The 21,044-nt window shown below is 36.8% G+C and carries 16 protein-coding genes; 14 read left to right on the plus strand and 2 right to left on the minus strand.

Annotated elements, in window-relative coordinates; all coding sequences use genetic code 11:
* The first annotated feature begins 310 nt into the window (after positions 1–310).
* On the plus strand, positions 311–1,738 hold the full coding sequence (hydG, locus tag AC4CVH_RS00740; protein ID WP_490785799.1) for a [FeFe] hydrogenase H-cluster radical SAM maturase HydG: 1,428 nt from the start codon (positions 311–313) through the stop codon (positions 1,736–1,738).
* Between the two features lie 12 nt (positions 1,739–1,750).
* On the plus strand, positions 1,751–2,077 hold the full coding sequence (locus tag AC4CVH_RS00745) for a hypothetical protein (protein WP_490785800.1): 327 nt from the start codon (positions 1,751–1,753) through the stop codon (positions 2,075–2,077).
* An 80-nt stretch (positions 2,078–2,157) separates the two neighbouring features.
* Here AC4CVH_RS00745 and AC4CVH_RS00750 read toward each other — a convergent pair whose 3' ends face one another.
* Complete coding sequence (locus AC4CVH_RS00750) at positions 2,158–2,532, minus strand: helix-turn-helix domain-containing protein (RefSeq protein ID WP_490785801.1); 375 nt, start codon at positions 2,530–2,532, stop codon at positions 2,158–2,160.
* Positions 2,533–2,813: 281 nt separating this feature from the next.
* Here AC4CVH_RS00750 and AC4CVH_RS00755 point away from each other — a divergent pair, with 281 nt between their 5' ends.
* The 12 genes from AC4CVH_RS00755 (at position 2,814) to AC4CVH_RS00810 (ending at position 20,266) form a co-directional block, all read left to right on the plus strand.
* Positions 2,814–3,002 carry a helix-turn-helix domain-containing protein gene (locus tag AC4CVH_RS00755; protein WP_490785802.1) on the plus strand — a complete coding sequence of 63 codons (189 nt, stop codon included), beginning with the start codon at positions 2,814–2,816 and terminating at the stop codon, positions 3,000–3,002.
* A gap of 191 nt (positions 3,003–3,193) precedes the next feature.
* The gene (locus AC4CVH_RS00760) at positions 3,194–5,143 is read left to right on the plus strand and encodes a DNA gyrase/topoisomerase IV subunit B (protein WP_490785803.1); all 1,950 of its coding nucleotides are present in this window, start codon (positions 3,194–3,196) and stop codon (positions 5,141–5,143) included.
* A 23-nt stretch (positions 5,144–5,166) separates the two neighbouring features.
* The gene (locus tag AC4CVH_RS00765; RefSeq protein ID WP_490785804.1) at positions 5,167–8,034 is read left to right on the plus strand and encodes a DNA topoisomerase IV subunit A; all 2,868 of its coding nucleotides are present in this window, start codon (positions 5,167–5,169) and stop codon (positions 8,032–8,034) included.
* A gap of 191 nt (positions 8,035–8,225) precedes the next feature.
* A complete protein-coding gene (locus AC4CVH_RS00770; protein ID WP_490785805.1) occupies positions 8,226–8,930 on the plus strand; it encodes an MIP/aquaporin family protein in 705 nt (234 codons plus the stop codon).
* A 107-nt stretch (positions 8,931–9,037) separates the two neighbouring features.
* Positions 9,038–9,598, plus strand: coding sequence for a glycerol-3-phosphate responsive antiterminator (locus tag AC4CVH_RS00775; protein ID WP_490786297.1), 561 nt, complete (start codon positions 9,038–9,040; stop codon positions 9,596–9,598).
* A gap of 51 nt (positions 9,599–9,649) precedes the next feature.
* Positions 9,650–11,146 carry a glycerol kinase GlpK gene (gene glpK, locus AC4CVH_RS00780; protein WP_490785806.1) on the plus strand — a complete coding sequence of 499 codons (1,497 nt, stop codon included), beginning with the start codon at positions 9,650–9,652 and terminating at the stop codon, positions 11,144–11,146.
* Between the two features lie 91 nt (positions 11,147–11,237).
* Positions 11,238–11,810: a DJ-1 family glyoxalase III gene (locus AC4CVH_RS00785; protein WP_490785807.1), complete on the plus strand. Its 573-nt coding sequence runs from the start codon at positions 11,238–11,240 to the stop codon at positions 11,808–11,810.
* Positions 11,800–13,047: a M16 family metallopeptidase gene (locus AC4CVH_RS00790; RefSeq protein ID WP_490785808.1), complete on the plus strand. Its 1,248-nt coding sequence runs from the start codon at positions 11,800–11,802 to the stop codon at positions 13,045–13,047. The genes AC4CVH_RS00785 and AC4CVH_RS00790 overlap by 11 nt, the downstream gene beginning before the upstream one ends.
* Positions 13,048–13,064: 17 nt before the next feature.
* Positions 13,065–14,816, plus strand: a complete 1,752-nt coding sequence (gene recJ / locus AC4CVH_RS00795) for a single-stranded-DNA-specific exonuclease RecJ (RefSeq protein WP_490785809.1) — start codon at positions 13,065–13,067, stop codon at positions 14,814–14,816.
* A gap of 18 nt (positions 14,817–14,834) precedes the next feature.
* Complete coding sequence (gene murG / locus AC4CVH_RS00800) at positions 14,835–15,899, plus strand: undecaprenyldiphospho-muramoylpentapeptide beta-N-acetylglucosaminyltransferase (protein ID WP_490785810.1); 1,065 nt, start codon at positions 14,835–14,837, stop codon at positions 15,897–15,899.
* 359 nt (positions 15,900–16,258) lie between these two features.
* A complete protein-coding gene (gene nifJ / locus AC4CVH_RS00805) occupies positions 16,259–19,804 on the plus strand; it encodes a pyruvate:ferredoxin (flavodoxin) oxidoreductase (protein WP_490785811.1) in 3,546 nt (1,181 codons plus the stop codon).
* 123 nt (positions 19,805–19,927) lie between these two features.
* A complete protein-coding gene (locus tag AC4CVH_RS00810; protein WP_490785812.1) occupies positions 19,928–20,266 on the plus strand; it encodes a DUF1292 domain-containing protein in 339 nt (112 codons plus the stop codon).
* A gap of 71 nt (positions 20,267–20,337) precedes the next feature.
* Here the strand turns inward: AC4CVH_RS00810 and AC4CVH_RS00815 are convergent, their stop codons facing one another.
* Positions 20,338–20,982, minus strand: coding sequence for an HAD-IB family hydrolase (locus tag AC4CVH_RS00815; protein ID WP_490785813.1), 645 nt, complete (start codon positions 20,980–20,982; stop codon positions 20,338–20,340).
* Between the last annotated feature and the right edge of the window lie 62 nt (positions 20,983–21,044).

The following is a 21,044-nucleotide window of genomic DNA, read 5'->3' on the forward strand; positions in this document are numbered from 1 at the left end:
TGTGAGATTAAAGATTTTATCGTTGACAACAAGTTTAATATAAGTATACAATATAAGTAATCTTTAGCAATAGTTTTTCTGTTGCTAAAGAAAACATAAAAGCATCTACACCGGATTGTGAAGAATATTCTGAGCAAAATGCTGATAGAGTATATCTGTGGTAAAAAAGAACTTTAATGGATATAAGTAGGATAAAACCACTTGTTATATATTTAGCATATAAAATGCCCATTATTGTACTTGTTTTACATAAATCGATTAAACTTTCAGCTGTGTAGAGAGTTTAATTTTTTATTATCAGGAGGAAGTTATGAAAATAGACAAAAAGTATTTGGATCCTAATTTTAAAGATTTTATCGATGATGACAAGATATGGGAGCAGCTTAATGCAGCAAAAAATCCAGACAGGGCTGAAATAATGGAAATATTTGATAAGGCCAGGTCAAAGGTAAGGCTTGAACCATCGGAAACAGCAAAACTAATCCAACTTCAGGACAAGGATTTGATTGAAGAAATGTTCTCTCTTGCAAGAGAAATAAAAGAAGAGATATATGGGAACAGAATAGTGTTTTTCGCACCTCTTTATATAGGAAACAAATGCATAAACAATTGTCTTTACTGTGGATTCAGAAGAGACAATGGTTCTATAGAAAGAAAGACACTTACGATGGATGAACTCCAAAAGGAAGTTAAAATACTTGAGAAAGCCGGACATAAAAGGCTGATACTTGTATATGGCGAGCATGATGTGTATGATGCCGATTTTATAGCCAGTACAATAAAAAAGGTGTATGAGACGAAAGTTGGGAGAGGAGAAATTAGAAGGGTCAATATAAATGCAGCACCTATGGATGTTGAGGGATATAGAAAACTTCATGAAGCGGGAATAGGAACTTTTCAGATATTCCAAGAAACATATCATCATGAAACTTATAGTAAACTTCATCCTCACGGTGATGTAAAATCTAATTACGATTGGAGACTTTATGGTCTTGACAGGGCAATGGAAGCTGGCATTGATGATCTTGGAATAGGGGCACTTTTCGGGCTCTATGATTGGAGATTTGAAGTTATGGGGCTCTTGTACCATACTATTCATTTTGAAAAAATGTTTGATGGAGTAGGACCACATACTATATCTTTTCCAAGAATAGAAAATGCCCTCGACGTTCCATTTACCCTGAATCCTAAATACAAGGTTTCAGATGAAGATTTCAAAAAGCTTGTTGCAATTTTGAGGCTTTCAGTTCCATATACGGGAATGATACTTACAGCCCGTGAAAGTGAAAAAGTAAGGGAAGAGGTTCTTCCAGTTGGAGTTTCACAAATTGATGCCGGTTCAAGGATAGGAATAGGTGGATATGCTGAATATGAAAGTGGACTTATGCCTGACAAGGAACAGTTCGAACTTGGTGATATGAGAAGTCTTGACCAGGCAATAAGGGATGTTTGCAAGCATGGATGTATACCTTCTTTTTGCACGGCTGATTACAGGTGCGGAAGAACCGGTTCACATTTTATGAGTATAACAAAAAAAGGACTTATTCATAATTATTGTATTCCAAATGCCATATTTACTTTTAAAGAATACCTTCTCGATTATGCTTCAGAAGAGACTAGAAAAGCAGGAAATGAAGTTATTGAATCCACTATAAATAAGTTTGACAAGCCAAAGCAGGAGATAATAAGGAAAAAACTTCAGTCGATAATAGAAGGAAAAAGGGATATATATATATAAAAGAGGTTTGTTATGAGTGATATGAGATTTAAAGAATTTTTACGGGCATCTTTGAAGGAAGTAATCGGGTCGGAAGATATAAAAAAATTGTTTGAAGTGTTGTGTAAAAATACATCGGATTTTTACAATGGCAGACAGGTTAATTTTTGTGAAAGGTTTACAAAAAGGATTGAATATGTCACAGGATATGGAGAAGAATCTTTCATTCCTCAGGAAAAAATTGAGCTTGATGGCAGGTATCTCGTGCTTCTTCAGGGATTTGAAGATGTACCTGATTGTGAAAGGGAACTTCTTGTTTCACTTTTTAAAATAGCTGCAGCATCTTCAAAAATAAAATAAAAAAAATTACCTGCTGAAATTGAGTATGCAGGTAATTTTATTTAAAAAAAGATACGAAAATACATCAAAGAGGGTAAAATTTAGGTGATGTTCTCTTTTGAATTCAGGGCTTTCGCGAGATACTGTGAAAAGCCTTCAATCTTTTTTTTGCTTTTTCTGTCTAGTTTTCTGTATGTCTGTATGAGCAGCACTTCATCTGATGTAAGTTCTATATCAATCTTTTTTTTTGCATCGGTATTATTGATAAACATCTTCCCGGTACCTTCTATGAGCCATTTTTGGGAAATGTTATACTTTTTTTCTATGTTTATAAGAGCTCTGCTGGAAGGCTTGTACCGCCCTTTTATCCAATCAGTTATATTACCTGGAGAATATTTTATAGATAAAGCAAAATCTTTTTTCGTAATATTGAAATATTTGAGTGTAAATTCCAGTCTTTCACCAATAGTGGACATAAATACACCTCCTGTCTGGTTAATTTTATATTGCAATCTTAAATATTAAGTATATATGTATGTTTGTCAAAGAAACAAGGGCAGGAATACTGTAACTTTACAATTACTGATTTCAGTATTATAATTACACTAAGATATAACAATATATGATAATTTTAGCACACTTCTAATTTAAGATATAAATAATTAATTATTGTCAGAGTAAAAACTAACGAATTGATATTTTATGTTGTTAACTTTCAAGTTAGGGGGAGAACATTATAAAAAGTAAAAACACTACCATGTTTGGAATTGAGGTAAAAAAGAGACTTATAGATTTGAATATGACTCAAAGGGAATTGTCTAACGATATAGGTGTAAGTGAGAATTATTTGACTGATATATTAAATGGGAGGCGCTCCGGTAAAAAATACATAAGCTTGATTTTAAAAAGACTTGATATGGATAGTGATTATAACTATACAGAGTGAAATATAAAAATCCAATTGAATACTTGCTTTCAATTGGAGCATATTTTTAATATAATTTGCATAATTTGTTTTCTATATATATAATATTTTTGAAGATTGTGTTTTCAATAAAGTGTGCCTTCTAATAAGAGTAGAAGGTTTTTTTGATAAATGGAATCGTGTAAAAATAATTATATGGGGGTAGGAAGAATATGGCATGCAAAGATGCAAAAAGTGGAGTTTACGATGTAAATTCTCTAACTTCTCTTGAAAAGCTTGAACCAATAAGAGTAAGGCCCGGCATGTATATAGGTTCTACGGGAAGCCGGGGACTTCACCACTGCATATGGGAAATTTTAGACAACTCCATAGATGAAATTTCAAATGGATACGGAGACAGTGCATCGGTCATCATTAACGAGGATGGAAGTGTAACTGTTGAAGATAATGGGAGAGGTGTTCCAACAGGAGTTCATCCTGTAAAGAAAAAGACAGGAGTTGAAATGGTATTTACAGAACTTCACACCGGAGGAAAATTTAATAATAATGTATATAAGACATCCGGAGGACTTCATGGTGTTGGAGCAGCTGTTGTAAATGCTCTTTCAAAGTGGATGGAGGTTGAAGTAAGGCAAAACGGAAATATATATAGACAGCGTTTTGAATATGCCTATGATAGAGCTGCCGGAAAAAACATGCCGGGAACTCCGGTGACAGAACTTGAAGTTGTTGGAGGTTCTAAATCCACAGGCACAAAGGTTAGTTTTATGCCGGATGACAGTGTATTTTCGACTGTAAATTTTAAATTTGATATAATAGACGAGAGAATGAAGGAACTTGCGTTTCAAAACAAGGGAATAACATTGAAGCTTCTGGATATGAGGCATGAAGAACCAGTTCAAAAGCAATATCATTCAGACAGGGGACTTCTTGATTTTATAGAATATCTAAACGAAAGCAAAACGCCTCTAAACAAGGAACCGATATTTTTTTCCGGAGAAAGAAAAGTTAGTGGTATAAGTATGGAAGGCGAGGTATGTATTCAATTTACGAATTCAACTACATATCATATATCAAGTTATGTGAACAATATACCTACAACTGAAGCGGGGACACATGAGAGTGGATTCAAAACAGGAATGACTAGAGCTTTCAAGGACTGTGGAAAAAGATTCAATCTTTTCAAGGATGGAGAGTTTGAAGGTGATGACTTGAGGGAGGGAATGACCGCAATAGTAAAAATAAAAATCACTGAGCCTATATTTGAGGGACAGACCAAGACCAAGCTTGGAAATACAGAAGCGTACACCATGATGAACGACCTTTGCTATACAAAGCTCTGTGAATGGATAGAGGACAACAGGGATATGGCCAGTGTAATAATAAAAAATGCACTGGAATCTGCATCAAGAAGGGAAAAAATAAAAAGGATAAATGAAGCTGAAAAAAAGAAGGTCGGACGTGGTGCGGCACCTCTGGCGGGTAAAATCGCAGTATGTACTATGAGAGACCCTTCAAGCTGTGAATTTATAGTAGTGGAAGGTGATTCAGCAGGTGGTTCAGCCAAACAGGCGAGGGACAGAAGATTTCAAACTATAATGCCGTCAAAGGGAAAAATAATGAATACTGAAAAGCAGAATCTTGAAAATGTCCTTGGAAGTGAGGAGCTCAAGATATTTAATAGTGCAATAGGAACTGGAGTTCTGGAAAATTACAATGAAAAAGATCTCAAGTATGGAAAGATAATAATAATGAGTGATGCGGACGTTGACGGATACCATATCCGTACGCTTTGGATGACGTATATATATAAGTATATGAGAAAGCTTATTTCAAACGGGCATCTTTTTATAGCACTGCCCCCTCTTTACAAAGTCTATAAGAATACAAAAACAAAGAACAGTATAAAATATGCCTACAGTGATGCACAGCTTGCCAATGCCAAAAAGGAAGTAGGCAAAGGCGCGCTTATCCAGAGGTACAAGGGGCTTGGCGAGATGAATCCAGATCAGCTGTGGGAAACTACTTTGAATCCGGAAACTAGGACTCTTCAACAGATAACAATAGAAGATGCGGCAAAGGCGGAAAAGATGGTATCGCTTCTAATGGGCGATGTTGTGGCTCCACGAAAAAAATACATGTACAAATATGCTCAATTTTAAATTTACAAAAGGAATGATTTAATTTGGTCAAAAAAGCGATAATTCCAAAAGACAATAATATAATAAAGCTTCCTATAGAAGAGGCAATGCCGGATAATTATCTTCCCTATGCCGTAGAGGTTGCAAAAGACAGGGCTCTTCCGGATGTACGTGATGGATTAAAGCCGGTTCACAGGAGGATAATATACGGTGCATATATGCTTAAGGCTTTTCCAGACAGACCTTACTATAAATCGGCAAGAATAGTCGGTGACATTTTAGGCAAGTATCATCCCCATGGAGATTCTTCTGTTTATGATGCAATGGTAATACTTGCACAGGACTTTACAACGAGAATGCCACTTATAGACGGACATGGAAACTGGGGAAGCCAGGACGGTGACAGTGCTGCTGCCATGCGTTACACTGAGGCGAGGCTTACTCCGATAGCCATGGAGATGATAGAGCACATGGAAGATGATGTTGTAGATATGCTGGACAATTATTCAGGTTCTGAAAAAGAACCTGAAGTTCTCCCTGTAAGATACCCTAATCTTCTTGTGAATGGAGCCTTTGGAATAGCAGTAGGACTTGCAACAAACATACCTCCACACAATTTATGCGAGGTTATAGATGCTTGTGTGGCACTTATAGATAACCCGCAGCTCGATACCAGCGGACTCATAAAATACATAAAAGGTCCTGATTTGCCTACAGGTGGGATAATAATAGGAAAAAAATCGCTTGAGGCGGCTTACAGTACTGGAGAGGGGCGTGTAACACTTAGAGCGAGAACAAAGATAGAAAAGCTTGAAAGCGGGAGATATGCAATTGTAATAAGCGAGTTTCCATATAGGAGAAGTAAAGCAAGGCTCCTCCAAACGATTTCCAACATGACTGCAGATAAAAAGCACTCCAAAATTCTTGATTCAATATATGATATACGCGATGAATCCGACAGAAGGGGAATACGTGCTGTAATTGAATTTAAAAAGTCCATAGATGAAAAACATGCAGACAAGGTACTTAAATATCTTTTCAAGAAGACTGATCTTCAATGTGGTCTTTCCTTCAATATGGTAGCACTTGCAAAAGGAAAACCCGTTACCCTTTCATTGAAGAAAATCCTGAGTTACTTTATCGAGTACCAAAAGGAAGTTTTGGTAAGAAGAGTAAGAAAGGAACTTAAAACTGCAAAAGATAGATTCCATATAGTTGAGGGATTTATAAAAGCCATTGGAATAATGGATCAAATAATAAAGACCATAAGGTCGTCAAAATCAAGGAAAGATGCCTGTAAGAATATAGTTGAGAATTTTGGATTCACAAAGCCTCAGGCAGATGCAATTCTTGAATTGATGCTCTACAGGCTTACAGGGCTCGAGGTTGTACAGTTTGAAAAGGAGCATGATAAGCTTGAAAAGATTATAAGCAGGATGGAACTTGTGCTTTCAAGTGATACACAGCAGTTTAAAGTAATAAAAAAAGAATTGAAGGAAATAAAAGACAAGTATGGTGACAGCAGGAGAACTTCAATTATAGAAGATGACAGCAGAGCTGACATACAGGTGGACGATTTTATATTGAGTGAGGATATAGTGATTACGGTATCAAATGATGGCTTTATAAAGAGAATTCCACTTAAAAACTATAATCGTTCAAGTAAAAACACAGATGAAATAGAATACAGAGATGAAGATTTCATAAGGTGGCTTCTGAATTCAAATACGCAAAATACAATCATGTTTTTTACCGATGATGGGAATATGTATAAATTGAAAGGTTCCGATCTTCCAGAACTCAAGTGGAGGGACAAAGGTGAAAGACTTGACAATATTGTAAAAGGCTGCAGCCTTTCAAGGGAGAAACTGGTTGCTGTCCTTGACTTGAACCGGGAAAAATATGATTACAATATTTTGATGACTACAAGTGAAGGCGGAATTAAAAAGACGCCTGTTTCCAAGTTCGACACAAGTTATTCCAAGCTTGCTGCTCTCAAGTTGAAAAATGGAGAAAAACTTGTATATGTGAAATTAATCGATAAAAATAGCATTCAAAGATATTTTCATGTTTCAACAAAATGCGGACTTGAATTTATAGTTCCTGCAAAAGATGTGGGGATTCAGGACAGAAACATAGTTAGCAGAAAAATTTTCGAACTTCTCAAGGGAGATTGTGTTTTGAAGATGGAACCTGCTCAAAATAGAGAAATAAAAAAGTTTTATATAGTCATAGACAGGCAAGGAATTTTAAAATCAGTTAAAAGTGCGAGAAAGAGTCTTTACAGTGCAGCAACTGATTCGTGCTCCAGATTATATGTATTTACAAAGGACGGTACTGTTTTTTCAATCCAATCATTTATGCTTGAAAATGCTGAAGATGGAGTAAGTATAGAATCGATTTTTGGAATACATGGAAGAAATGACATACTGTACATTGTTTCTATAAAGGATTTTAGATGCGGTTCATTTTATTTCTTCACAAAACATGGAATGATTAAAAAAACAAAGCTTTCCATGTTTGAGGAAAATAAAATGATGGAAACTGCATATAAATTTAAAGACGAGGATGATGTACTTTTAAAAGTAAAATATTTTCAGGAAGACAAGGGAGATATAGTTATATTTACTGAAAATGGTATGTGCATAAGATTTATGGATCGAAATGTAAACTGTACAGGCAAGATAAGCTGTGGTACGGTTGGAATAAATAGAAAAGATGACGATAGTGTAGTTTATGCAGATATTGTATCCACGGAGGAAAAGACCGTATTTGAATTAAAATGCGAGGATGGAAAAAATATAAGTATGGAACTTTCGGATATAAAACCTCAGAACAGAGGAGGAAGAGGGAGAAACATACTTGATGTGAAAAACAAAGTAGAAAAGGTTATTCCAAAAAAAGGCAATTGAAATATTATGTATTCTATATTATAATGTAGTTGACAAAAGATAGATAACTAGAAAACCACTTTTTAATGGACGCGAGTTAGTCTTGTTTAGGAGGTGGTCTTTTTGTTGCGTGGAGTATTGTAAAAATGTATTCTGCGTAATTGATTGTATTTTCTGCCTTGAAGGTATAAATAATAACTAGGAGGAAGGTCATGACAAAATTAATTGCAGAGTTTGTTGGAACTATGATTCTTATATATCTTGGGGATGGTGTATGTGCAAACTGCACTCTCGCAAAGACAAAGGGTCAGAACGGCGGATGGATGGTAATAGCCACAGGCTGGGCATTTGCAGTTGGAATACCAGCGTTTATATTTGGAAATATAAGTGGTGCGCATTTTAATCCGGCACTTACAATAGGACTTGCCGCTATAGGGAAGTTCCCTGCAGATGAAGTAGCTGGGTATGTCATTGCACAGATGCTTGGGGGAATAGTTGGAGCAGTGCTTGTATGGATAACGTATTTTCCACATTGGGAGCAAACAGATGATAAGGAGGCAAAACTTGGAGTATTCTGTACGGCACCGGCTATAAGAAAGCTGCCGCTGAACTTCCTTACAGAGTTTTTGGTAACTGCGCTTCTTGTATTTTTAATTCTTGGAGTAGGAACTCAACATGCGGCAGCAGGATTTGGAACCTTCTTTGTAACCACGATCATATGGTCAATTGGTCTTTCACTTGGTGGACCTACAGGGTATGCAATGAATCCTGCAAGAGACCTTGGACCTAGAATTGCACATGCAATACTTCCTATTGCAGGAAAAGGGAGTTCAGACTGGTCATATTCATGGGTTCCAGTTTTAGGACCGATACTTGGAGGAATTGTAGGGGCAGCATTTTTTGCGCTCATATTTTAATCCGGTTTATTTGTAACTTGTATAGCTTGAATTACAGAGGATTATAATGTTATTATTAGATAACGGAGCTAAAAACAATCTAAAAAAAGAGGTATATGATTTTGAGTATTAAACTTAAAGAAATATTAATAGAAAATCCAGTTATAGCTGCTATAAGAAATTCAGAGGACCTTGAAAAATCTCTTTCAAGCAGTGCAGGCATAGTATTTGTACTATATGGAGACATACTTGGGATAAGAAGTATATGTGAAAAATTAAGAGAAAATGGAAAAATGGTGTTTACACATATTGATTTGATAGAAGGACTTAGAGGAGACCAGGCTGCTGTAAGGTTTATAAAGGAGTCTGCCAAACCGGACGGGATAATAAGCACAAGAGCGTCGAACATAAAATACGCAAATCACCTTGGAATGTATGCGATACAAAGGATGTTTGCAATAGATTCGCTGTCCCTTAAAACAGGAATCAAAAGTATTAAAGAGACAAACCCCACAGCGGTGGAAGTAATGCCGGGTGTGGCAAATAAAATAATAAGTACTCTGGAAAAAAAGATAAAGGTTCCTATAATTGCCGGAGGTCTTATAACAAACAAGAAGGATGTAATGGATTCACTTTCTGCAGGGGCAGTTGCAGTTTCAACTACAGATGACAACTTGTGGAATTTGTGATGTGCATGTGTTTTGTATAAATAGAAAACGTTATGATAGGGAGGATATGAAATGGCAAAGTATATAATGGCTTTAGATCAGGGAACAACAAGTTCAAGGTGTATATTGTTTAATGAAAAAGGACTTCCTGTAAGTACTTCCCAGAGAGAGTTCAAGCAGATATTTCCTGAAGGAGGTTGGGTTGAACACGACCCGATGGAAATATGGGCTACACAGTTTGGCGTGGCAACAGAAGCACTTTTAAAATCAAATATAAATGCACGGGACATAGAGGCCATAGGAATAACAAACCAGAGGGAAACAACTATAGTATGGGATAGGAGAACAGGACTGCCTGTGTATAATGCTATAGTATGGCAGTGCAGGAGGACTTCGGATTATTGTGACGAACTTAAGGAAAAAGGTGTGGACAAAATAATAAAGGAAAAGACCGGGCTTGTTTTGGACGCTTATTTTTCTGCAACGAAGATAAAGTGGATACTAGACAATGTGCCTACTGCAAGGAGAGAAGCGGAGAAGGGAAATTTGGTATTTGGAAATGTGGATACGTGGCTAATATGGAACTTGACTGGAGGAAAGGTTCATGTAACCGATTATACCAATGCTTCAAGAACCATGCTTTTCAATATACATGACCTCAAATGGGACAAGGATCTTCTTGATATCTTTGGAATTCCTGAATCAATGCTTCCGGAAGTAAAACCTTCGAGCTGTTTGTATGGAGAAAGTGACAAATCCCTGTTTGGAGTAAGTATTAAAATTGCCGGAGATGCAGGAGACCAACAGGCGGCTCTCTTCGGACAAACTTGTTTCAAACCTGGAATGGCAAAAAATACTTACGGAACAGGATGTTTTCTGCTTATGAATACAGGAGATGAGGCGGTTGAGTCTAAAAATGGCCTTATTACTACAATTGCTGTTGGAATAGATGGAAAAGTGGAATATGCTTTGGAAGGAAGTATATTTATAGGTGGAGCGGCCATACAGTGGGTTCGTGATGAACTTAGAATGATCAAGTCGGCTCCAGAGTCTGAAAAGTACTGCAGTGAGGTAGAGGATACAGGTGGGGTATATCTCGTACCGGCTTTTGTAGGCCTTGGTGCTCCATACTGGGACCAGTATGCGAGAGGTACCATGGTTGGAATTACAAGGGGTACGAAAAAGGAGCATTTTATAAGAGCTGTAGTTGAATCTCTGGCATATCAGACCTATGATGTTTTAAAAGCCATGGAGGAAGACTCGAAGATACAGCTCAAGGCACTTAAAGTTGATGGGGGAGCATGTGCAAATGATTTCCTCATGCAGTTCCAATCAGATATACTGGATGTTCAGGTTGACAGGCCAAAGGTAATAGAAACTACAGCACTTGGTGCTGCATATCTTGCAGGAATTGCAGTGGGATACTGGAAAAACAGGCAGGATGTTACGAAGAACTGGGCTATATCCAAAAATTTCAATCCGAACATGGATGATGCACGAAGAAGTGAACTACTTTCAGGATGGCATGATGCCGTAAAAAGATCCATGGGGTGGGTCAAGAGCAAGTAGAAAAATACCGGGGAACTGTTTTTAAACAGTCTCCGGTATTTACTATTTGTCTGGAATTAGTGTAATATATATTTGTAAGGGAGGTATGATTTTGAAAAATGCAGTAGTTTTGATTGATAATGGTTTTGAAGATATAGAAGCGCTTACACCTGTTGATATTTTGAGAAGAGGAGGAGTAAATTGCATAATTGCTTCCGTGAATTCTGAAAAATACAAGAAGAGTTCGAGAAATACAACTATAGCTGTGGACGATGTTATGAGTAATATAGATCCAGATGAATATGAAGCATTGATACTTCCAGGAGGACTTCCAGGTGCAACAAATTTGAGAGACAATGATGATGTAATAGAACTTGTAAAGAGTTTCTATTTTAAAAATAAAATAGTGGCGGCAATATGTGCGGCACCTATAATTTTGAAAAGGGCCGGCATCATAGGAAAAAGCAGGGTTACTTCCAATCCTGGATTCAGGGAGGAACTTTGTGCTGTGAACTACAGTGAAGATATTGTAGTTCAGGATGGAAATATAATAACCAGCAGGGGTGCTGCAACATCAATTTATTTTGCATTCAAAATACTTGAAAACATTTCAGGCGTGGATGTTGTGGAAAAGGTTAAAAAGTCCACGGTTATGAATCTTGTAGAAAGGTATTTTGAAAAGTAGCATGAGGTCCGTTTTACTTCAAAATGGTGTAAAACTTATATATAACCATAGAGAAGGAGATATAACTTCGATGTGCATAGGTTTTGGGGCAGGTGCCATTTGTGAGTACCCCGATTTTACATATGGCACCTCCCATGCACTGGAACATATGATATCAAAAGGTACCCGGCATAGGAGTGAAGAAGAAATAAACAGAATAATGGATGGCCTGTTTGGATTTGAAAATGCAATGACAAACTATCCATATACAATATATTATGGAAGCTGCATGAGGGAAGATGTAAAAGGTGCACTTTCTATATATTCAGATATACTTTTGAACCCTCTTTTCAGGGAAAAAGATTTCAAATCCGAAAAGAACATAATACTTGAGGAGTTTAAAGAATGGAAGGGTGATCCTTACAGGAGATGTCAGGATGTGCTTTTCTCGAATTCATTTAAAAACAGGAGAATAAAAGAGCTCATAATAGGTTCCAGGGATAATATAAAATCTATAACGCTGACTGAAATAGAGGACTTTTACAGACAGTTTTACATCCCTGAAAATTGTGTTGTGAGTTTTTCAACTTCTATGGATTTTGATAATATAGTTGAATTGTTCGAACATTATTTTGGATCATGGAAAAATTTGAAGAGGAATATTGAAGATAAGAAGTGCCGTGAGGTATGTGAGAAAAATATGCCTGGAGTATATAGAGAAACAAAAAAGAATGCCGATGCAGTTAAAATACAATATATTTTCGATATGGGAAATCTAAGGCTTCCAGAGCTCAAGGCACTTGAAATTTTAAATTGCGTCCTAGGTGAAGGAACGAGCAGCCTTTTGTTCGATCGTGTAAGAACTAAAAATGCAGCAGCTTATGAAATAGGAAGCCGTATACAAAATGAGAGAGGGATGCAACTGCTTTCCATAAGCATGGGTACCTCGATTCAAAATGCCGAAAGCTCGATAAACTCAATAGACAGCGTAATAAGGAATATGAAGATGGACAGAAAATATTTAAATGAATATGTATCTATAAAAACTTTTGCAAAGCGGATTGAAATGAAGAGAAAGCTTTTGCTTGAGAGGTCGATCCAGCTTTGCAAGGAACTTACAACGTATGAACTCATGTATGGAAATTTTGAAAGAGTATACGATGAGGTTTCAGAACTTGAAAAGATAGATAGTGAAGCAATATATTCTGTAATGGACAAAGTGCTTGTAAATCCATCTGTGCAGGTACTGGAAATTTAAAGTGGGAGGATGAGATTTTGCAGAAAAGATGGATGCTTAGAAGACGTAGAATAGATGAAAATATATTAAAAAAATATGGCGTATCAGATATTGTACTTTCAATACTTGCGAACCGGGGTATAGTATCTGAACATGAGGTCAAAGATTTTTTAAATCCTTCCATTGACAAAATGTTTGATCCGTTTATGATGAAAGACATGGACAGAGGTACTGATATAATAGCCGATGATTTAAAAAAAGGCAACAAGATAGCGATATATGGAGACTATGATGCCGATGGAGTGACAAGTACATACATACTCTACAAGGGACTTTTAAATTGCGGCGCAGATGTCATATACCACATACCCGACAGGATAAAAGAAGGATACGGAATGAACGTTAAAAGTGTTTATGAGCTTGAAGGGTGCGGAGTGAGAACCATTTTGACCTGTGACAACGGCATATCTGCAAAAAATGAGATAGACAAGGCCCGGGAACTTGGAATGAAAGTTATTGTGACGGATCATCATGATGTACCGTTTTGCAGTGAAGAAGGCTGTAATAAAAAGTATGTAATTCCCGATGCAGATGCGGTAGTTAATCCAAAACAGCAAGATTGCAAATATCCTTTCAAGATGCTCTGCGGTGCCGGTGTAGCTTTCAAATTCATTCAGGCACTCTACATAAAACTTGGCAGAACAGATAATATTATTCATGAGCTTATGCAGTTTGCGGCAATAGGAACAATATGCGATGTAGTTGACCTGGTAGGCGAGAATAGGATAATTGCAAAATTTGGACTTGATGAGATTAATAGTACTGAAAATACAGGAATGAAGTGTCTTATAGAACAAAATTCACTCAAGCCTGGTTCAATAAAGGCCTATCATGTAGGTTTTGTGCTTGGACCATGTATAAATGCAGCGGGAAGACTTGAAAGCGCCCAAATATCCCTTGAACTTTTTATGGAGAAAGATTTAAAGCGTGCGGAGGTTATGGCAAAACATCTGAGAGAGCTTAATCTTTTAAGGCAGGAAATGACACTTAAAAGTACTGAAGATATAGTCAAAGCTGTTGAAACTTCAAACATGAAAAATGACAGGGTGATTGTAGCATACAAAGAAGGTATGCATGAGAGCATTGCAGGCATTGTTGCTGGAAAAATCAAAGAAAAATACAATCTACCGTCTATTGTGCTTACAGATGGAGAGGCTTTTGCAAAAGGTTCGGGAAGATCCATAGATGAATACGATATGTTTTATGAGCTCACAAAATGCTCACGTCTTATGGAAAATTTCGGTGGACACAAAATGGCTGCTGGGATGTCCATAAAAAAAGAAAACATTGAAAAATTGAGAGTTGAGTTAAATAAAAACTGCAGCTTGAAGGATTGCGACATTGTACCTAAAATAATTATAGATCACAGGCTTGCGCTGGACAGTATAAGCTTGGAGCTTATAAATTCGCTTAAGTGTCTTGAACCCTTTGGAAAGGCAAATCCTTCACCGGTGTTTGCAGAGAAGAATATAGAAGTGTTTGCTGTGCATTTTATGGGCGAGAATAAAAACACCGTAAAATTTTCATGCAGGTTAAAGAAAAGCGTCAAAAAGATGGATGCCTTGAGTTTTGATGGAGGCGAAAGGTTCAGGAAAATTGCAGAGAAGCACCACATTTCAAATAATTCAGGAAGTATTTTTATGGATATGGTATTTTCACCGTCTGTGAATGACTACCGAGGGGTTAAGAGTGTCCAGATAATAGTTAAAGATTTTAGATTATCAATTTAATGTGTGGAGGAATAGGTTTTGAAGAAAATAATATTGACAGGTGGAGGATCGGCAGGACATGTGACTCCAAATCTTGCACTGGTTCCAAAACTGAGGGACCTTGGATATAAAGTTGAATATATAGGTACTGAAAATGGAATCGAGAGAAAAATAATAGCAGGTAAGAAAATAAAATATTTTGCAATATCCAGTGGAAAACTCAGAAGATACTTTGATATAAAAAATTTTACAGACCCGTTCAAGGTAATAAAAGGTCTTGTACAGGCTTTTTTTATAATAAAGCGTGAAAAACCGAGTATAGTATTTTCAAAAGGTGGTTTTGTATCAGTACCGGTTGTTATTGCGGCCCATTTTGCAAAAGTGCCGGTTATAGCACATGAGTCAGATATGACTCCGGGGCTTGCAAATAGAATATCTGCTCCATATTGCAGCAGTATATGTGTTACGTTTCCTGAGTCTATACATAAGATAAAGGACGGAAAGGGAATTCTTACAGGTACGCCGATAAGGCAGGAAATAATAGATGGAAGCAGGATAATTGGGAGAAGAATCTGCGGTTTTACAGATGAGAAGCCTGTACTTTTAATAGTTGGAGGAAGTCTTGGTTCAAGATTTATAAATGATATAGTAAGGGATTCGGTTGTACCGCTTATTGAAAAGTACAATGTAATTCACATATGTGGAAGAGGAAATATAGAAAGGAAGCTTCAAGGAATGAAGGGATATGTTCAATTTGAGTATGTGAATGAAGATATGCCGCATATCTTAAATACTGCTGACATTGTTATATCAAGGTCTGGTGCGAATGCAATATTTGAACTCCTTGTACTTAAAAAGCCAAATATACTTATACCGCTGTCGCGAAAATCAAGTAGAGGTGATCAGATATTGAATGCAGCTTCATTTGAAAAAAGTGGATACAGCATGGTACTTGATGAAGATTCTCTTGATTCAAATCTGCTTGTCAATAAAGTAAATGAAGTTTATAAAGACAGAAACATATATATAAATAAGATGAGCAACAGTAAAATAGGGAATGGAGTCGACAAAATAATAGATGTAATAAAGAGGTACAGCAAATAAAAATATAAATCAAATTTATGGAAAAATAGTATATTAAGTTAACGATTTCAGTCATAGTGCGAGTTTCGGTATGAATACGTTAGCTGTTTCAGTTGATTTTATGAAATAATGAATGTGTTGAATTGATACAGATGCCGTTTAAGCTTTAGATTACTTGTAATATTATTGTACACAAAGGAAAAAAAATATTAATACAGCATAAATTTATAATTTACAGATTTACTTTTTTGTTGTAATATAAAAGTGTGATATTAATTGAAATTTTGATTAATATGTTTTTTATGTTTTTATTAAGATCAAGTTGTTGAACAACAATATGTGACCCTATATGACTTAAAAAAATAAAGGAGGAATTTTACATGTCAAGATCTAAACAATCAATGGATGGTAATACAGCTGCTGCACACGTAGCTTATGCGTTTACTGAAGTAGCTGGAATCTATCCTATCACACCATCGAGTCCAATGGCTGATGTTATCGACCAGTGGTCTGCTGCAGGACGTGAAAACATTTTTGGTAATCAGGTTAACGTTGTAGAAATGGAGTCTGAAGCAGGTGCTGCAGGAACTGTTCATGGTTCTCTTGCTGCCGGAGCTATCACAACAACATTTACAGCATCACAGGGTCTTCTTTTGATGATTCCTAATATGTATAAAATTGCTGCTGAACAGCTTCCTTGTGTATTCGACGTATCAGCACGTACTGTTGCTACTCAGTCACTTAATATATTTGGTGATCATAGTGATGTATATGCTTGTCGTCAGACAGGTTTCGCGATGCTTGCTGAAACAAACCCACAGGAAGTAATGGATTTAAGCCCGGTTGCACATCTTTCAGCAATCGAAGGTAAAGTTCCATTTATAAACTTCTTTGACGGATTCCGTACATCCCATGAAATTCAAAAAATAGAAAAATGGGACTATGAAGATCTTAAAGAAATGTGCAACATGGACGCTGTTAAAGCTTTCCGTGAACATGCATTAAACCCAGAACATCCAGCTATGCGTGGTTCTCACGAAAATGGAGATGTATTCTTCCAGCATCGTGAAGCAAGCAACACAACTTATGATAAATTACCAGCTGTTGTTGAAAAATACATGGCTAAAATAAATGAAAAACTTGGTACAAACTATGACTTGTTTAACTACTATGGAGCTCCAGATGCTGATCGTGTTATCATAGCTATGGGATCAATATGCGATGTAGCTGAAGAAGTTATTGATTATTTGACAGCCAAGGGAGAAAAAGTTGGACTTGTTAAAGTTCGTCTATATCGTCCATGGGTATCAAACTCACTTCTTAAAGTTTTACCTAAGACAGCTAAAAAGGTTGCAGTTCTTGACCGTACAAAAGAGCCAGGAGCACTTGGAGATCCACTTTATCTTGATGTAGCTACAACTCTTCGTGAAGCAGGACTTAACGATGTAACATTAACAGCAGGACGTTACGGACTTGGTTCAAAAGACACTCCACCATCCAGCGTATTTGCTGTATATACTGAATTGAAGAAAGATGCCCCTAAGGCTCGTTTCACAATCGGTATAGTTGATGATGTTACAAAATTGAGTTTGCCGGAAGTAAAACCAGCTCCTATTACATCTGCACCAGGAACTGTAGAATGTAAATTCTGGGGTCTTGGCGGTGACGGTACAGTAGGTGCCAACAAGAACTCAACAAAGATCATAGGAGATCATACAGATAAATACATCCAGGCATATTTCCAGTATGATTCAAAGAAAACTGGTGGTGTAACAATATCACATCTTAGATTTGGTGACAAGCCAATCAGAAGCCCATATTATATAAATCAGGCTGATTTTGTTGCATGTCATAACCCATCATATGTCGTTAAAGGATATAAGATGGTTCAGGACGTTAAACCAGGCGGAACATTCATGATTAACTGCCAGTGGTCAGATGATGAACTTGATTCCAAGTTAACTGCTGATGCTAAGAAATACATAGCAGATAACAACATACAGTTGTATACAATCAATGCTATTGACAAGGCAATTGAAATTGGTATGGGAAAACGTACTAATACAATTCTTCAATCTGCATTCTTTAAGCTGGCAAACATCATGCCTATTGATGATGCTGTTAACTTTATGAAAGCTGCTGCTAAAAAATCCTATGGTAAAAAGGGTGATGCAGTTGTAGAGATGAACTACAAGGCAATTGATGCCGGTGTAGATGCTGTTCATAAAGTAGACGTTCCAGCTTCATGGAAGAGTCCAGCAGCAGATCCTAAAGCTCCAGAGCTTACAGGACGTCCAGAAACAGTTAAGATGGTTAAAAATCTTATGAATCCTATCGGACTTATGGATGGAGACAGTCTTCCTGTATCTGCATTTGAAGAAAATCCAGATGGACAGTTTGAAATAGGTGCTGCTGCATATGAAAAACGTGGTACTGCTGTAACTGTTCCAGAATGGGATCAGGATAAATGTATTCAGTGTAACAACTGTGCATTTGTATGTTCTCACGCAACAATTCGTCCATTCATGCTTAGCGCAGATGAAGTAAAAGCTGCTCCTTCAAATATAAAATTAGCTGATACTAAGCCAAAGGCTGGCGAATACAAATTCACAATGAGTGTATCACCACTTGATTGTATGGGATGTGGAGAGTGTATTACCGTTTGTCCTACAAAGGCTATCAAAATGGTACCTCAGGAATCACAGGAAGACCAGCAGCCAGTATTCAACTACTTGGTTGATAATGTAGGCAAGAAGCCTGGAGTTCCAGCTGATACTACAGTTAAGGGTTCACAGTTCAATCAGCCACTTCTTGAGTTCTCTGGAAGTTGTGCAGGATGTGCTGAAACATCTTATGCTCGTTTGCTTACACAGTTGTTTGGTGAACACATGTACATTTCAAATGCTACAGGATGTTCTTCCATCTGGGGTGGACCTGCTGCAACAAGTCCATTCACAGTTAACAAAGATTCAAAGATGGGTCCAGCTTGGGCTAACTCATTGTTTGAAGATAATGCAGAGCATGGATTTGGTATGTATCTTGGACAGAAGACACTTCGTGACCAAGCTATAGCAAAGATTGAGAAGATTGCTGGATCTGACAAGGCATCTGCTGAATTAAAAGCTGCTGCTGAGAAGTTCATGGCAACAAAAGACAGCACAAAAGAAAACACAGCTGCTGCAGATGCATTGGTAGCTGAGCTTGAAAAGGCTGTTGCTGAAGGTTGTGATCTTTCAAAAGAAGTACTCGAAAAGAAGCAGTATCTTGCTAAGAAATCAGTATGGATTCTTGGTGGAGACGGATGGGCATACGATATCGGATTCGGTGGACTTGACCATGTACTTGCTTCAGGAGAAAATGTAAATGTAATGGTATTTGATACTGAGATGTACTCAAATACAGGTGGACAGGCTTCAAAGGCTTCAAACATAGGTGAAGTTTGTCAGTTTGCTGCTGCTGGTAAAGAAGTTGGAAAGAAGAGCCTCGCTGAAATAGCTATGAGCTATGGATACGTATATGTAGCACAGATTGCTCTTGGTGCAAACCCAGCTCAGGCTGTTAAGACTATTGCTGAAGCAGAAGCTTACAACGGACCATCACTTATCATTGGATATGCACCTTGTGAACTTCACGGAGTTAAGGGCGGCATGAACCACTGCCAGGATGAGATGAAGAAAGCTGTAAAGGCTGGATACTGGAATCTGTTCTCCTTCAATCCTCTTAAAAAAGCTGAAGGAAAGAATCCATTCACTCTTACATCTAAACCAGGTGATGGAACTTATCAGGACTTCTTGAATAATGAAACACGTTACACTCGTTTGAAACGTGCATTCCCTGATCGTGCAGAGAAATTATTCGATGAATCCGAAAAATCTGCAAAACAGCGTTACGAACATCTGTTAAGATTAGTAGAACTTTATAAATAATAGGAAAGAGGAGCCACTTGTGGCTTCTCTTTTTTATAAAAATCAATTAAATTCAAAAAAAGCTTTTACTATTTCACAATTAAGGGTAAAATTAAAACATAACACTAAAAAGGAGGTCCATACATGGATAAAAAAAATTTAGAAGACGGTTGTAACTGCGGACATGAACATGAACATCAGCATGTTCATGAAGATTCGTGTGGCTGCGGCTGCGAATGCGGTCATGATCATTCCCATGAACCCATGATGGTAGATCTTGAAGATGAAGAAGGAAATGTAGTACATTGCGAAGTAGTAGATGGATTTGTGTTCAAGGACAATGAATATGCAGTAGTTCAGCATCCCGAGAAGGATAGTGTATATCTTTTCAAGGTTGTAGGGGATGATGAAACTGGAGAGCTTGTAATTCCAGATGATGTTGAATTTGAAGAGGCTTCAAATTATTATTCATCGCTTGAGTAGGTAAAAATACATTTTTACAAATAAATAAGAATAATAAAGAGGCGGATTATAAATTAACAATCCGTCTCCTTTTAGTTCCACTTTAGTATATTTATATTTTTACTGTCTTTTTTCTTGAAATTTATAAGATAGGGATGACCTACAAGGTTAAAAAGGGGAAGATCCGACAGTGAATCTGAAAACATGTATGAATTTTTGAAATCAACTTTTATGTTGTTTTCTTCAAGGTGATTTTTTAGCCTTAGTACCTTTTCCTGTCCCTTGCAGTTTTCTCCTGCTATTTTATTTGAATATATTCCATTTGACTTGATAAACACCGTTCCTATTATTTTGTCGACTTCTTTTATGTCATACAGGGTGTTCAAGTAGAATTCAGGTGACGCAGATATCAAGTATATTTTAAATCCCTGAGATTTTAATTTTCGAATTTCAGAAAGTGCATCCTTGTAAAGTATTTTTTTCAAATGCGTACTGTAAAATTCCTCTGCAAGGGAAGTTAGATACTCCTCTTTCATTCCATCTATAAAATTAATAAAATTTTCTTTCGTTTTTTTTGCTTCCATTATATTTGTAATAAACATCAGGGAAGATCCAAAGGCAAAAGGGGCATGAAATATAAGCGAAGGTTTTTTTCCAATCATGAAAAGATAAAATTCAAGAAGCGTTTCCCTTCGAGTTATAGTAAAGTCAACATCAAATATCGCAAGTTTTTCCAAATTGATCACAACCTTTATCTTTCATTGAACTTTATAATTATATCATAAAATTTTTATTGTGT

It is taken from the genome of Clostridium pabulibutyricum (genome assembly GCF_058242705.1).

What these genes read in the sequence shown, in the direction of transcription:
- AC4CVH_RS00760 (WP_490785803.1), top strand. Translation starts at nt 3,194, where the DNA reads ATGGCATGCAAAGATGCAAAAAGTGGAGTTTACGATGTAAATTCTCTA.
- AC4CVH_RS00745 (WP_490785800.1), top strand. Translation starts at nt 1,751, where the DNA reads ATGAGTGATATGAGATTTAAAGAATTTTTACGGGCATCTTTGAAGGAA.
- AC4CVH_RS00755 (WP_490785802.1), top strand. Translation starts at nt 2,814, where the DNA reads ATGTTTGGAATTGAGGTAAAAAAGAGACTTATAGATTTGAATATGACT.
- AC4CVH_RS00810 (WP_490785812.1), top strand. Translation starts at nt 19,928, where the DNA reads ATGGATAAAAAAAATTTAGAAGACGGTTGTAACTGCGGACATGAACAT.
- nifJ (WP_490785811.1), top strand. Translation starts at nt 16,259, where the DNA reads ATGTCAAGATCTAAACAATCAATGGATGGTAATACAGCTGCTGCACAC.
- AC4CVH_RS00750 (WP_490785801.1), bottom strand. Translation starts at nt 2,532, where the DNA reads ATGTCCACTATTGGTGAAAGACTGGAATTTACACTCAAATATTTCAAT.
- glpK (WP_490785806.1), top strand. Translation starts at nt 9,650, where the DNA reads ATGGCAAAGTATATAATGGCTTTAGATCAGGGAACAACAAGTTCAAGG.
- AC4CVH_RS00770 (WP_490785805.1), top strand. Translation starts at nt 8,226, where the DNA reads ATGACAAAATTAATTGCAGAGTTTGTTGGAACTATGATTCTTATATAT.
- hydG (WP_490785799.1), top strand. Translation starts at nt 311, where the DNA reads ATGAAAATAGACAAAAAGTATTTGGATCCTAATTTTAAAGATTTTATC.